The sequence below is a fragment of the Paracoccus sp. PAR01 genome (genome assembly GCF_014851995.1).
In the GTDB taxonomy this organism is placed as follows: Bacteria; Pseudomonadota; Alphaproteobacteria; order Rhodobacterales; family Rhodobacteraceae; genus Paracoccus; species Paracoccus litorisediminis.
This window is the reverse complement of record NZ_JACVAW010000006.1, coordinates 144,863-158,693: the sequence shown is the minus strand read 5'-3', so window position 1 is coordinate 158,693 and position 13,831 is coordinate 144,863. Positions and strand designations below refer to the sequence as shown.

The window sequence follows — 13,831 nt, the reverse complement described above, 5'->3', positions numbered from 1 at the left end:
AGAAAAGCGCAGCCCATTGGATGGGGAAATGATATCGGCGGGGCCGAGCGCCGAAAATCCGAATGCTGGAATACCTTGCCCGAGAAAGCGCGCCCGGCACCGAAAAGTCAATGATTCAGAACGGGTTCCGCAAGGCAGCGTCGCGTATTGGCAATGCATCCGACGCCTTTTCATTGTTTTGAGAAACGCTGCGCAAACCCGTCGAATATCGACATGGCCTGCGACCACAGACTGGAAAAACCGGACGTGGTGGCCCCCGTTTCGGCGCAGCGCTCCGAGAGGGTATATTCCGGTGCCGCGCCCGTGCCCGGCTGCGCGATCTGGTCGGCGCAGATCATCAACTCGCGTGGATCAAGGTGATATTCGAACAGTTCATCGGCAAGGATCGCCAGACGCTGCGAGCCGTCCTTGCTGAAGGCGATGGCGGTCGCATTGCCCTGATAGTCGCTGATGGCGCGCTCTTCCTCGTGCGCCTCGGTGTCGATCACCCGCACGCTGCCTGCCGAAATCATCGCGATCCATTTCGCCTTATGCGTCCCGCCGTTGAACTGGCCAAGATCAAGCCCGCTCTGCCAGTCATGTCCCTGCGTCTGGTCAAACAGCCGCGAGATCCGGATCTCACTGTCGTCGCCGGCACTGGCAAGGAACTGGCTGTCGCCACCAAAGCCAAGGTCGTTCACCGGCCCCAGATGCTGCGCGACGATCCGGGACGAGGTGTTGGCCCCTGCGCCTTGCTCGACATTCCAGACCTGCACCCGGCCATCCCAATCGCCGCTGGCAATCAGGAAACCGTCGCGCGGCTGTCCCAGCGGCGAACGTGCCTCGGCGCGGGTTGCCAGAGACACGACCGGCGCGCCATGGGGCAGCAGGTTCAGCATCTCACCCGTGGCGGTATCCCACAGCCGCACGGTTCCGTCCCAACTGGCGCTGGCCAGAATGGCCGGGTTTGTGTCACCGGGAACGAAGGACAGGGCCGAGATCCGGGCGTCATGGCTGAACTCATGCAGCAGCGCGCCGCTTCGCGTGTTCCACAGCCGGACGGTCTTGTCCCAGCCACCAGTGGCCAGCAGATCGCCGCTGAAGGTCAGCTCGGTCACGGCCTCCGGACTGCCGGAAAGACTGTGCAGCAGCACGCCGCTCGTGGCGTCCCAGATATTGACCGTGCCCTGCCACCCGGCGGTGGCAAGCAGGGTGGCATCCTGATTGAAGGCCAGTGCCGCGATCCGTGACGGTTGACCGGCAAGCGTCATGCTGGCGATTGCGCCAGTGGACGAAAGCTGCGCGATCCGCACCGATCCGGTGCTGTCGGCCGCCGCGATCCGCTGTCCTCCCGGTGCGATGGCCAACGCCGCGACCGGGTTGCCGAAGCTGAAAACCTCGGCCCCCTCGGGCGTCTCTGCCGCCGTATGGTATAGCATGACGGTGCCGTCGGGACTGGCAACGGCGACCGAGCCGCTTTGCGGATCGCCCGCAAGCAGGCTGGCAGGACCTGCAAGCGGATCCGGCATGGGCACGCCGCTGCAAGCGGGCGCGGTGCTGCCCGGAACCCGCCAGATCAGCGCACGGCGGTCCTGCCCCAGCGAGACCAGCGTCTCGGTCGCGCCATCCCCGGCTTGCAGGAACATCGCCTTGCTGACGGCCCGATCATGGCCGCGCAGGATGCGCTGCTTGCGCACCGCATGCACGGCCTGATTCAGCGCGCTTTGCGCATGCGACAGCACCATCCCGTCATGGGATTGCGTCAGGCAGACCGCCGCCTGCGCCATGCCGATGCTTTTCATCGGATCGGTCTGCATGGTGCTGATTGCGGCAAGGGACTGCTCGCGTGCCCATGAGGTGCGTTGCGCGCGCTTGGCGACATGTTCGTTCAGCAGCGCATAGGCCAGCAGCCCCAGAAGCGCCGAAGTCACCAGCAGCACCAGATTGCGCCGCCGCCGCCCTTGCTGCTGACGCATCGCCTGACTGGCCTGAACAAAGGCCTTGGCGATGCGGTCCTCGGGCGAACTGCCGTCCAGCCCGCCGCGCCCCAGCAGATCGACTGCCGCAGAAAGCCTTGCGCCCCGCCACAGGTAATCGCTTTGGCGGTGGCTGGCCTCCCATGCCTCGCTGGTGCGCCTGATCCGCTGGCGCAGCTGCAGTTCCGCGCGGTGCTCCTCGATCCAGCGGCGCAGCGGCAGCCAGGTACGAAAGATCGCCTCATGCGCGACTTCGACGACCCGCCTGTCGCTTTCGGCGCGGGACAGCAGCAGGCGGCGTTCGATGAAACGGTCCAGCAGGTCGTGAACCGGCTGCAGCTCCGGCGCGTCCCAAGCGACGGGCTGGCGGGCGATCTGGCCGTCCTCGGTCAGCCGCACCATCTGCAGGAATGCCGTGCGCAGCTGGGCTTCCTGATCGCGCTGGCGGGCCAGCGCCAGGATGGCGTCGGCCTCGCCGGCCACGGCCCCTTCGACACCGCCAAGCGCGTCGTAGTCGCGCAAGGTCAGCGCGCCCGAGGCATGACCGTCACGCCAGAGCAACCACAGCGTGAAGGACAAAAGCGGCAGCGCATCGGGCGTGCTGGCATCCTGCAGCAACCGGTCGGCCAGCCCGCTTTCCAGTTCGATCGCGCCCAGCTTGGCCGGGGCCTCGATCACCCGGCGCATGCCCTCGATCGGCATCGGGCCAAGGGACAGGGTCTCGAAATCCATGCCGTGATGGGCATTTACGGTCTGGAAAGCCTCAAGGAAATCCGACCGCATCGTCGCCACGACCGTCAGGGGCGAGCCTTCGGCGGCCAGCGACGCGGCCAGCAGGGCAAGGAAGCGGGCGGATTGGTCATCGGGTCCGCCAACGGCCAGCAACTCCTCGAACTGATCAAGGACCAGCAGGACGCGCGCGTCGGGCCGACCGGCGGCGCGGCGCAGGTCATCGGCCATATCGATCAGCGGGGTTGCACCCGTCCGTCCCGCAGCAAGGCCGGGCGTGCGGCCGACGATCCGGCGCAGATCGTCAAGGCTCCAGTCCAGGAACTCCAGCAACGAGGCATCGCGGACATCCGGGGCCTGACGCTTGAGCGCCTCGATTTCGGAGATCAGGCGGCCAAGCCGGGCCTCATCGGGATGCGGCCCGATGGATGGGCGACCCTGCCGCGATACGTCATGCCAGGACCGCAGCCGGTCCAGCAGCGCGTCGGCGTCGTGCGGACCCACAGCGGCATGGCGGCGGAAACTCTGCGCGAAAAGCTGCGCGAGTTCGTAGAATGGCTCCCGTCCGGGTCGGAACGGGTCCAGCACGATCCAACGGTCCGTTTCACGCTTCAGGCGGGGCACGATACCTGCACGGGCCAGCGAGGATTTCCCGCTGCCCGATGCGCCAAGGATCAGGATCAGCCCCGGTGCGCCGCGCTCGATCAACTCGATGGTGGCGCGGATTTCGCTCTCGCGGCCGAAATAGACCGGAGCGTGCTGTTCCTGATAGGCGTTCAGGCCCAGATAGGGCGATTTGCCGGGGTCCCAATCACCGGTCGTACCCAGCAGGTCCAATTCCCTTAGCCCGCGCCACAATCGTTGATAGGCGGCCTCGGGGTCGCGGCGCAGGTCGATGAACTGGCGCTCGGACAGGATCGAGGGCAGCTTTGCCGCATCGTCCAGCGGATCGGCCAGCATGGCGATGATCTGCTTGCCCTCCATCCGGGCAAGGGCGATCTCGGCAAAGCACCAGTAGGATTTCAGGTAGCTGTCGGTGCAAAGCGCGATGACCGCGCGACAGGCGCGCAGCTTGCGGTAAAGCGTCCGCTCCCAGCTTTCGCCAGCGACGATCCCTTTGTCCGGGTCAAGGTCAAGGAACAGGCAGGTATGGCCCTGCTGCTGCAACCGCGCGGCCAGATCGCGGGCCAGATCATTGTCGGCGGAACTGTGGCTGATGAAGATCGTGCTCATGCGCAGGCCATCCGTCAGCAGCCCTTCTCAAAGAAATTGTCGGTGGCCCGCGCCATGGCCTCATAGAGCGCGGGCAGTTTCAGCGACCAGCGTGCCATTGCAGGGGCGCATATCTGGACGATGAATTGCTTCGAGGTGACCACCGGCAGATCGCCGGGCCGGGCGCCGCGCAGGATGTCGCGGGTCAGTTTTGCCGCCACCTCGCCTTGTTCATAGGGCGAGACCGAGACGGTCAGCATCGCTCCGTCCTCGCTGTTCGAGGCGCCGATGCCCAGCACCGGAACCGCGGCATTGGCCTGTGTCCAGTGCATCACCTGATTGGCGGGACGGACAAAGGGACCGCCCTTGCCGTCGCGGATCTGGCGGTAATTGGTGACAAGGATCAGGTCGGCATCCTGCCCGGCCTGCGTCACGGCGGCTTGCCATTGGTCCAGCGTGTCGACCTGCACCGGGTCCAGCCACTGGATCGGGGACCAGTCGATGCTGGTGTAATAGGGGATTTCGGCGGTGATCGAGGACGAGGTATCGCCAATGAACCTGACCCGAGGCGCGTTCGGCGCAATCGTCAGGATGGTTTCCTTGATCGCGTCCAGCGGCTTGCGCTCAAGGATGCCGGTGACAGGGGCGGTTTGCGGGTAATAGCTGCGCGGATCGCCATTCACCCCGGCAAAGATGATATCGGGTCCGTCCTCAAGATTGCGGCCGACCAGATCCTGCGCGGGATCGTCGATCAGGATCAGCACGTCGGGCGACCAGTCATCGACCGCCTTTCGCGCCAGCGTCGCGGCCTTGCGGGTAAAATCCTCGTCAGAGTGGTTCTTGAGATCCATGTAATGGTTGCGAAACAGCACGTTCTGGGTGCCGGTGAAACCGCGGGCCAACCCCTCATTGACCATCTCGACCCATTTGTAGTCGGGGTCATAGCTGTGGATGATCAGCACGCGCGCGGTCTGGGATTTGTGGATGAAGACCAGCGCAAAAAACAGCCCAGTAAAGGCCAGCATCGCCGTCAGCCGCAATCCGCGCCGCAGCCTCATAGCAGGTCCAGCCCTTGCCAATAGGGCAGGCTGGCATAGATCGCCCCGACCCGCAGCGCGATCAGCGCCAGATTGGCGATGATCAGGCGCGGCATGTCGCAGATCTGGTCCAGACCCTGCTGGGCCAGATCGCTGCGCAGCTTCAGGAAATATGAGCTTTGATAGGGGAAGACATAGGTATCGGCGACGGCAAGGATGATGAAGCCGATCACCCACAGCGACATGCCCTGCGCCATGGCCAGCGGAAACAGCGCGGTCGCGAACAGGATGACCGTCACCCCGGTCGGCAAGGCCAGCCGCACCAGCAGGATCATCCCTGAGACTTGCAGCACGAATAGCGGGAAATCCGTCCGCATATGCGCGCCCAGCCATGCCAGATGGCTGATGATCACCTGATCCAGCCCGGTGATCGTGGCCGCCGGGACCCAGCCGACAATCGCACCCAGATAGATCAGGATCGGCCAGTCGATCTGGGCGCGGATTGCCTCGCGGTTCATGGTGCCGAACAGCAGCAGCGTGACAAAGACCGCCAGCGCCACCCATGCCACGTCGATGCGATGGGACTGCTCGGTCAGGATGCCGACCATCATTGCCACGACCGATAGCAGTGCCGCCCATTCCAGCCGCGAGATCGGACCCAGCACCCGGCGCTGCGCGGCAATCGTCTGGCGGGGCACGCTGAAGCGCCGCGCACCGCGAAAGCAGATCACCGAAACGATCCAGAAGCTGACCAGCACGCAGGCCCCAAAGACCAGAGCGGCTTGCAACCATGCCAGCCAGCCAAAGGCATATTGTGTTTGCGTGTCGAACAGGCCGTAGATGACCAGATTGGGCACCGCCGCCGTCAGGAACAGCGGCACCAGCACCGACGCACCGGACACAAGGCTGAAGATCAGCCGGTTGGCGAAAATGTCCCTTGCCCCGGCATTCGAGGCCTGAATCAGCTCGATCAGGAAGGGCGAAACGATGCTGACCCGCCCCAGAACCGATGGGATGATGGGCGACAGCAACGCCCCGATCCCGAACAGGCTAAGATTGTAGCCCGTCGGCGTCTCGGGCACCCTGCTCAGCACCCAGAGCGAGAAGCGATAGGTTAGCCCCGAGGTGACCATCAGCGCCCCGATGCCAAAGATGCTGAGGCTGGCAAAGAAGCTTTCGGATCTGAAGCCCGACAGCACCTGCGCGGCGGGGGCCACGTCCAGCAGGATCATCGCCAGAGCGGCGAAAAGCGGCGGTACATATTCGGGGACCAGCGAAAACAGCCACATGCAGATCGTGGCCGCGATGATGGCCAGAAAATCGGTGGCGGTGGGGCTTAGCCCCCATGACGGCGCGATCCAATAGATGCAGGCGGGCAGGGCGATGGCCATCAGCCAGCCCAGCAGCGGGGCCCATGGCTCGGCAGCGGGCGGGGTGGGGGTTGTATGGTCTGACCGGGTCACCGGGCTGGCATAGGATCGAAAGAACAGTTCGCGAATGTCACGCTGGCGATTGGCCAGCTCGGTCATCCGGGTCGCCGGAAGCACCAGAACGGTCGTGTCGATCTGAGCCCGCGCCGCATCGGCATAGCTGGCCGAGCCCAGCATCGCCTCGATCCCGATATAGCCGCGATCGCGCAACGACTGCCCGCGCGCGCCGTCCAGCAGCACCCGGCCATCCCGGATAAGAAAGACGCTGCGGGCTGCCTCGCCGGGTTGGAACAGGTATTCGCCCGCCTTGATCTGCCGCGTCGTGACATGCGGCATCAGGCCGGACAGCTGCATAGCTGGCAGCCGGGCAAGGATCGGATCGCCCATCAGTGCCTCGGCGGCGATGCCGGGCGTGTCGTCTGGCAGGGATGTCAGGACCGGACCTTTCCCGAGACACGGTAAAGCGGGCGCTGCATCGGTCCGACATGCGTGTCGAAGCGACCGATCGGGGTGATGTCGAGCCCGCTGCAGGTGGAAAAGATCGCCAACTCATCTTCGGGCAGGTGCCGGTCCCAGGTGTAGCCGGGGGGCGGGATTTCGCGGCGCAGGGCCAGTTCGACATAGATGGTCGGAATGCGCGAGGTGATCTCGCGCATCATGTCCTGCATGGCGGCCAGTCCCCGCACCTCGATGATATGGTGCAGCACGCTGAAGAAAAAGGCGTAATCATATTCGCCGGGCGCGATCGTCTCGACGGTTTCCGGGGTCAGGGCGCCAAGGGAAAAGCGCGCCTCGCCCCTGGTCCAGCCCGCGATCTCATTGCAGATCGCGACATTGCGCGGGTCAATGTCGATGCCATGGCCGATCATGCCGCGTTCGACGAAATACAGCGTGTTGTAACCCAGCGAGCAGCCGACATCCCACAGCTTGCGGCCCGCGATGCGGTCGCCCATGCTGGCTTCGACCGCGCGGCAGCGGTCATCGCAGGGGCGAAGCGGGGCGATGGAGGGCGCGAAGGGCGCGTTGTAAAGCGGCTGATAGACATTCTTGCCCTGCACCAGCAGCGCCTCGATGCGGTCGCGGGTTGCGTCGGGGATGCACAGATCGGTCACTTTTCCACTCCGTCAGGAAATATACGCATGGTCTTGGGCGAATAGGCGGCGGTCACGGCCCGGACCGCGTCGAATTTCAGCAACAGATCAGCGGTTTGCGCATTGGGGCGCACCCATTTGTCGATGCTGGGACCCAATGCCTCGCGCCAGAATTCCTGCATCCGGCGCAGGGGAAAGCCCGACTTGCCGCCGCTGCGCTGGCGCAGTTTCCGTTCCCGGTCGAAACGCCAGCGCCGCAGCAGCGGCGTCGGCACATCGAGATAGATGAAGAAATCCAGCCGCCGCGCCAGCACCTCATAGCCGGGCAGGGTCGAGCCGACCATCGCGCCGTCAAACAGGCAGATGGCGGGGCGCGCGATCAGCGGCTCATCGGGCAAGGGCTCATCGCGACCCAGATCGTAGCGCGGCACGGCAATGGTCGCGCCACTATCATCCAGCGCCGAAAGAAAGTCTGCGATCCTGTCGGTGTCATGGGTGCCCGGCAGGGTCCGCCACTTGTAGCCCATGCGCAGCCGGTCCTCTCGTGCCCGGTAAAAGTCGTCAATTGAGAGGCTCAGGCATGTTGCGGCTGGTCGGTCGATCTCCTGCAGGCAGCGCGCAAGCAGGCGCGACATCGTGGTTTTGCCTGCCCCCGGCCCGCCCCCGATTCCGACCAGATAGGCGCCCGTCCGCGCCCTTGCGCGGGCGCGGATGAACAGCACCAGCGGCAGGATGAGGTCATCCAGATATGACGTATCGGAAGGGTCGATGCCCATGTCACGCAGCGCCGCGATACAGATAAGGCGCAACCTGTCATGGATAGCCCCGTGATCGGCGTCGCGATCCATCCCCAGATCCATCAGTGCGGCTTGGATCAGGCCGGTCCGTGCCTGCTGCGATCCCGCTGGGGCTGGCGGGTGGTCCGCGCCTGAGAAAGACAGCGGCCCCCTCATCCCGCGGCCTTTGCCGTGTCTTGGCCGCTGATGCAGGCGCGGTGGTCGCGAATGCTGTCCTGAAAGAACTCGTTCAGTTGCCCGGTCGTGCAGTAGCTGTCCAGAATGTCCCGATCAAAATACAGAACATCCATGTATTCGTCGTGATTGAACTCGCGGAATGTCACGGAATCGACCGCCTTGCGGAACACCCATTCCAGGAATTGCCGACGATCCGCGGGCACGTCTTTGGGGATGAAAAAGCCCCGGTAGCGGTAGTAGGCGCGGCAGTTTTCGCCGCTCGTATCAGGGAAAGAGGCAGTCTGGCCCAGCCGCTCCTTCAGCCGTGCGCTGATTTCAGGGTTAAGATCCTGCTGTGGCAGGAAGGTGAAGATCGGCTTCAGCAACCCGCCCGAGATCAGCTGCGCCACGTCGCCGGGCTGTTCGATCAGCGCATCGCTGCGCTGGTCAGAGGATTGACTGAAAAGGGAAAAATATCGCTCTGAGCCGCTTTCAAAGGCATGGGATACAATGGTCGGTGCGACGCTTGTATCGGCCACGACGTTTGTTCCGTAGTTCACGATGAATTTCCTCAGCAGGATGTTTTCCTGACCCGACCGATCTTCGGCTGCCCCGAACAGTGCCACCCTGAGCGGGACGGGATCGCTGCCTTTTGCGGAGTTTGCCGCATAATCGAGGAATGAGCCCAGATCGGAAAACCGGGTATCGTCCGCGCGAATGTAAAGCTGGCTGAAGGTCACCTGCGCCATGCTGATCGGCACAAGGTTGCCTTCGCCCGTCGAGCTGGCCAGAAGACTGGAATAGGTGTCCATCAACTGGATCACGTTGTAGCCGTTTGGCGGCAAGCCGTTGAAATAGTCCAGCGCGACATTCATGTCGCCGCCGAACTTGAACAGCGTGTTCACCCTAAGGCCAAGCGGGTTTCCGTCCTTATCCTTCAGCGCCTCGATCGCCTCGGCGATCTTCTGGCTGAGGCCCAGTGAGCCCGAGTTGCTGCTGCGGGGAATGAAGATGTTGATTGGCTGTTCCGGGAAATCCGCAGGTCTGGGCACGTCCGGCAGGTTGCAATTCTGCGCCTGCGCCGCGAAAGCGCACAGAAAGGTGGCGGCAAAAGAAAGCGCCGCATGACGCAGCGCGGGCCAACCCCATCTCCTGCCGATATTTACCAATTTCGCGCTCCGCTTTGCGGGGATGTTCGCGCTAAGGATGTGCTCCGTCAAGGACCGTCATTTCGGAATCCATTTGGAGCATGTCGAATCATCGGCGGATGTGACGTGAATTACGCATGTCACGTCACGCGAAAAGGGTGAGGCGAAAATCGCACAGGTTGTGGAATATGAGTGAACAAATATGACAGCAGTTGACAGGAAAGGGTGACCGCGCGCTACTGGAAAAGACAAGTAAAACCCGTGCCTTGCCGATTATGGAAAAAGTGAGGATTCCGCGCACTCGCCAGCTGGCGTTATGGCGGATGGCCTATATTCGGTGTGGCAGTCTGGAATGGAACATGGGCTGTCCTTGATTGGACAAGCGGCTGCGGATTCGAACGAAGCAGCAACCATATATTGAAAGAGATTCGACGATGCGCTTTATTCCCCTTTCGGCATCATCCCACGCGATCATCCTTGGGTTGTTGCCGGCCATGGCTGCGGCAAACGGCTATCAAAACCTCCATCAAAGCGCGACCGGTCTGGGGACGGCATATTCGGCGAATGGCACGGGCATCGACGATATTTCGGCGATCTATTCCAACCCCGCATCGTTGACGCGTTTTCCGGGCACGAATGCCTCGTTCGGGGCGGATCTGATCATGCCGCGCGACAGTTTCGAAAACCTGTCGGCGACGACAGCCAGCGGCGCGCCGGTCACAGATGGCAGCCCCGGCACGCCCACGCAGTTTCTCGACAACACGCTGTCGGGCTATTGGTATATTGGCCATCAGCTGTCGGACCAGCTTTACTTCGGTCTGTCCTTCAACGCGCCCTGGGCGACCGAGTCCGATTACACCGATACTGCCGCCTCGCGCTACACCGCCACCACGACCAAGCTGACGGCCTATAACCTGACCCCGATGCTGGCCTACAAGGTCGATGACAAGCTAAGCATCGCTGCCGGTCTCAATATTCAGTACTATGTCTCGGAATTCTCGACAAACATTTCGTTGACGCCAGACAATCCCTCACAGGCGAGCGACCTGGCGAGCGATTTTGAGGGCAACGACCTGTCCTTCGGCGCGATCATCGGGATCGAGTATCAGGCCACGGATCAATGGCGCTTTGGTGCGTCCTACCGCACCAAGATCACGCATGAATTCGACGGCGACATACGCGTCAATGGCTCGGATGCGAACTTGGCCGTGCTGGAATCGAACGGCGTCTCGCGCGATGGAGACGCCCGCTATGAGATCGCCACCCCGTGGATGCTGCAGCTTGGCGCGCATGGCAAGCTGACCGACCGGCTGGAGACCTATGCCTCGGCCACGCTGACCGGGTGGAGCGCGTTCAAGGACACGAATATCCACACCACCAACATCGGCGATCTGAGGGTCCGGAATGGCTGGGACAACGCCTGGTATGTCGCGGTCGGTCTGGGCTATCAGGTGAACGACAAGGTCAAGGTTTTCGGCGGTGTCGCCTATGATGAGACGCCGACCCCGACCGAGGTCCGCAACCCGCGAGCCCCGAATGCGGATCGCTCTTATGTCGGCCTTGGCGGTTCCTATGAGGTCAGGCCGGGGCGCACATTCAAGGTGGGCTATGCGCATACCTTCTTTGAGGATGCCCCGATCCGCCTGACCAGCGAAAACAATCCGGGTCGCGGGACGCTGAATGGCGATATTAAGATCGATGCGGACATCCTGATGGTGCAATACGTCCATCAGTTCTGATGGCGCGTCCGATCAGAAATCCGCCGGATCAATGATGATGCGATGGGCCACGTGGCGCGTGGCCCGCGCGATTTCGGCTGTCCCGCCATTGCCGTCCGGCGATTTGCCGTCCCACAACAGCAGGACATGCGGCGCGATCGGCGCCGCCTCACGGGCATAGGCCAGCATGATCGCGTTGTTGCGAACAAAGGGCTGCTCGGCCGGCTCAGCGGGGTCGCGGGCCGACGTGGGCCGGTGAACGACCGATGCGGCGCAGAGGTTTCGAAAGCGCTGCTCCCAATCCGAGTCGATCGCTCGGGGCAGGCTGACCGAACTTTCCAGAAACGCACCCTCGGGCAGGGGCAGGAACAGATGCACCTTCGCGCCAAGGGTCAGGCAATGTTCGGCAAACAGGATATCGCCACCTCTTGCAGCCCCGCAAATGCCGATATCGCCTGCTCCGACTTGCCAACCGGACAAGGCGTCGTGGATCGCCGCACTGATCGGGCCCTCCTTGTCCGCAGGGAAACGAGGTTGGGCTCGGCCGGGACCGTCGGTCATGTGCCCGCTGAACAGGATCACCTTTTGCATGAGCGCATGATGCCACGCCTGATCAGGTTGGGAAGGAAAATTTCCACATGGCCCAGACGCTACTTTCACGCGGAAATACGCGCATAGGTTGATCTCCCTTGACGCGAGTTCAAGGATGTCGCAAGGATTGCAAACTGCACAACCGATGCTTGTCACTATTGACGCAAAAACTTCTGTCAAATACAATATTCTGAATAATAAGGCAGAAAAAGAAAACAGTGACGGAACCGGTCTTCATTTAGAGGGCGCGCATGTCGAATATCGCCGGCAAGGCCTATGCCATGAATGTGGTCACGCCGAGCAATCGCAAGATCACGTGGGTCAATCGTCTGTTGTTCATGGCTTCGCGAGGCTTGCCTGCGAACTTGCTGGGGCTTTTGGGGCTTTCGATCATCCATTTCGCCCGCTGGGTCATCATCAGGCCGCAGGACTGGCCGGATCTGGGTCAGGGCAAGCAGGTCCTGAAAAACGATTACATGCTGTTCTGTTCCAACTTCAACGGGACTTGGGATCAGTATATCGACGCATTTTCGGATGGTATTCCGAAGGGCCTGAACCTGTTCTGGTACTCGGCGAGTAAATACCCGCAATCCATCCCGGTGACGGATTTCAAAAGATATATCACTTATAATCAGATAAATACGGACTTCTACTATAACGCGACTCCGGGTTCGGCGCAGCGCGACGTGAAGGCTGCGATGAAGGTCTATGATGCCGTGCTGGAGCTTGCCGCGACGCATGCCAATCAGACGCCGGATGAATTCGCCGCCGCCTATCGCGACGCGATGTTCAGAATCCAGCACTGTCTGGGTGAGCCGGGGCTTGGTCCCGTCGCCAGCCTTGATACGGAACGCGCCGACATCAACCGCGGCTCCTATGTCCGGGGTGCCCAGAACATGTTCAACCGCGAGAGATGATCGCTCTCCTAAGGTGTCATCATGGCCGATCTTGATTCAGGGCATATCTTTCTGACCACATTGGCCCCGATCAAAGGGGCCAAGGACGATCCCGATATCGGCGTCTCGTATGAGCAGCGGGTACGGATCGCATTGGCGGAACTGCCGACCGCGCTGCAAAGCCCGGCGACGCAGAATATCGGGCTGAACAGCCCCTTCGCCCGCAACAGGCGCACGCATCTGGCCCGGATGTTCGTCCTGAGCGACGTCGTCTATAACGGTCGCAATGCGCAGAACCCGGTCGTCGCCACGGCCAAGGGCATCAACCCGGTCGATCCGCTGCCGATTGACGAACTCAATGCGCCCTATCTGGTCTTTTGTGCCGATATCGATGCCGTGACCTCGGATGGCGCACCCTTGCCCCACAACCTGACCGCAAAGCAGCAGAAAGAGGTGCGCGCCTCGTATGCCCGGGAATTGTGGAACACGATGGGTCCCGAGCTGAAGGACATCTACTGCAATTGCGTGGGCTTTGACGATGTCGCGACGGCGGATGATTTCGCCACCTATCTCGACCGTTGCCATGTCGAGACGACGATGCCCTTCCACGATTACTACCTGGAACTGCCCAAGTTCAACGACCTGCCGGTCAAGTCGCTTCTGGCGGCGGTGGGCGTGCCCGCTGCAATCACCGTGCTGATGTTGCTGCTGCGGATTCTGGGCTGTCTGAACCTTCCGATGCTGGGTTTCAGCACGCTGTGGACGGCAGTGGTGGCGGGACTGGTGACCGCCGGTGCCGCGATGTTCAGTCTGGGCTACGCGCTGCGCAACGGGGCCAAGCCTCTTGCGCCGGGGAAATATGACGACCTGCCCTCGGTCCTGAAGGCGCTTTATACGCAGCAGACATTTTCGGACTTCATCGTCGCGCATCAGGGCGCCGATCCCGACAAGCTTTATGCGGATTTCGCCGCCTTCCTGACCGAGCACAAGCCACAAGACAAGCACGCGCCGACACAAACGCCCGGAGTCATCTCGATCCGGGAGCAGGGCGGAATCTCAATCTAGGACTGG

Annotated in this window: 10 protein-coding genes; 3 read left to right on the top strand and 7 right to left on the bottom strand. The window is 62.3% G+C overall.

Annotated features, from left to right (window positions below; genetic code table 11):
* Positions 1-170: 170 nt before the first annotated feature.
* The 6 genes from IB235_RS12265 to IB235_RS12240 all read right to left on the bottom strand — a co-directional run bounded on the left by IB235_RS12265 (position 171) and on the right by IB235_RS12240 (position 9,576).
* The gene (locus IB235_RS12265; RefSeq protein ID WP_192336973.1) at positions 171-3,917 is read right to left on the bottom strand and encodes a TIR domain-containing protein; all 3,747 of its coding nucleotides are present in this window, start codon (positions 3,915-3,917) and stop codon (positions 171-173) included.
* A gap of 14 nt (positions 3,918-3,931) precedes the next feature.
* Positions 3,932-4,954, bottom strand: a complete 1,023-nt coding sequence (locus tag IB235_RS12260) for an ABC transporter substrate-binding protein (protein WP_192336972.1) — start codon at positions 4,952-4,954, stop codon at positions 3,932-3,934.
* Positions 4,951-6,750, bottom strand: a complete 1,800-nt coding sequence (locus IB235_RS12255) for an SLC13 family permease (RefSeq protein ID WP_192336971.1) — start codon at positions 6,748-6,750, stop codon at positions 4,951-4,953. The genes IB235_RS12260 and IB235_RS12255 overlap by 4 nt, the downstream gene beginning before the upstream one ends.
* Positions 6,751-6,794: 44 nt before the next feature.
* Complete coding sequence (locus IB235_RS12250; protein ID WP_155040973.1) at positions 6,795-7,475, bottom strand: class I SAM-dependent methyltransferase; 681 nt, start codon at positions 7,473-7,475, stop codon at positions 6,795-6,797.
* A complete protein-coding gene (locus IB235_RS12245) occupies positions 7,472-8,302 on the bottom strand; it encodes a hypothetical protein (protein ID WP_192336970.1) in 831 nt (276 codons plus the stop codon). Before IB235_RS12245 ends, IB235_RS12250 begins: the two co-directional genes overlap by 4 nt.
* Positions 8,303-8,403: 101 nt before the next feature.
* Entirely contained in the window at positions 8,404-9,576 is a 1,173-nt protein-coding gene (locus IB235_RS12240; protein ID WP_192336969.1) for a hypothetical protein, read from the bottom strand.
* 413 nt (positions 9,577-9,989) lie between these two features.
* On the opposite strand from IB235_RS12240, the gene IB235_RS12235 reads away from it, so the two are divergent.
* On the top strand, positions 9,990-11,294 hold the full coding sequence (locus tag IB235_RS12235) for an OmpP1/FadL family transporter (protein WP_192336968.1): 1,305 nt from the start codon (positions 9,990-9,992) through the stop codon (positions 11,292-11,294).
* Positions 11,295-11,306: 12 nt separating this feature from the next.
* Here the strand turns inward: IB235_RS12235 and IB235_RS12230 are convergent, their stop codons facing one another.
* A complete protein-coding gene (locus IB235_RS12230) occupies positions 11,307-11,864 on the bottom strand; it encodes a hypothetical protein (RefSeq protein WP_192336967.1) in 558 nt (185 codons plus the stop codon).
* Between the two features lie 251 nt (positions 11,865-12,115).
* Here IB235_RS12230 and IB235_RS12225 point away from each other — a divergent pair, with 251 nt between their 5' ends.
* Both IB235_RS12225 and IB235_RS12220 read left to right on the top strand, forming a co-directional pair.
* Positions 12,116-12,781 (top strand): hypothetical protein, encoded by a 666-nt coding sequence (locus IB235_RS12225; RefSeq protein ID WP_192336966.1) that lies wholly within the window; start codon positions 12,116-12,118, stop codon positions 12,779-12,781.
* 21 nt (positions 12,782-12,802) lie between these two features.
* Positions 12,803-13,825, top strand: a complete 1,023-nt coding sequence (locus IB235_RS12220) for a hypothetical protein (RefSeq protein WP_192336965.1) — start codon at positions 12,803-12,805, stop codon at positions 13,823-13,825.
* Positions 13,826-13,831: the final 6 nt, after the last annotated feature.

What these genes read in the sequence shown, in the direction of transcription:
- IB235_RS12255 (WP_192336971.1), bottom strand. Translation starts at nt 6,750, where the DNA reads ATGGGCGATCCGATCCTTGCCCGGCTGCCAGCTATGCAGCTGTCCGGC.
- IB235_RS12260 (WP_192336972.1), bottom strand. Translation starts at nt 4,954, where the DNA reads ATGAGGCTGCGGCGCGGATTGCGGCTGACGGCGATGCTGGCCTTTACT.
- IB235_RS12265 (WP_192336973.1), bottom strand. Translation starts at nt 3,917, where the DNA reads ATGAGCACGATCTTCATCAGCCACAGTTCCGCCGACAATGATCTGGCC.
- IB235_RS12245 (WP_192336970.1), bottom strand. Translation starts at nt 8,302, where the DNA reads ATGGATCGCGACGCCGATCACGGGGCTATCCATGACAGGTTGCGCCTT.
- IB235_RS12235 (WP_192336968.1), top strand. Translation starts at nt 9,990, where the DNA reads ATGCGCTTTATTCCCCTTTCGGCATCATCCCACGCGATCATCCTTGGG.
- IB235_RS12225 (WP_192336966.1), top strand. Translation starts at nt 12,116, where the DNA reads ATGTCGAATATCGCCGGCAAGGCCTATGCCATGAATGTGGTCACGCCG.
- IB235_RS12230 (WP_192336967.1), bottom strand. Translation starts at nt 11,864, where the DNA reads ATGCAAAAGGTGATCCTGTTCAGCGGGCACATGACCGACGGTCCCGGC.
- IB235_RS12220 (WP_192336965.1), top strand. Translation starts at nt 12,803, where the DNA reads ATGGCCGATCTTGATTCAGGGCATATCTTTCTGACCACATTGGCCCCG.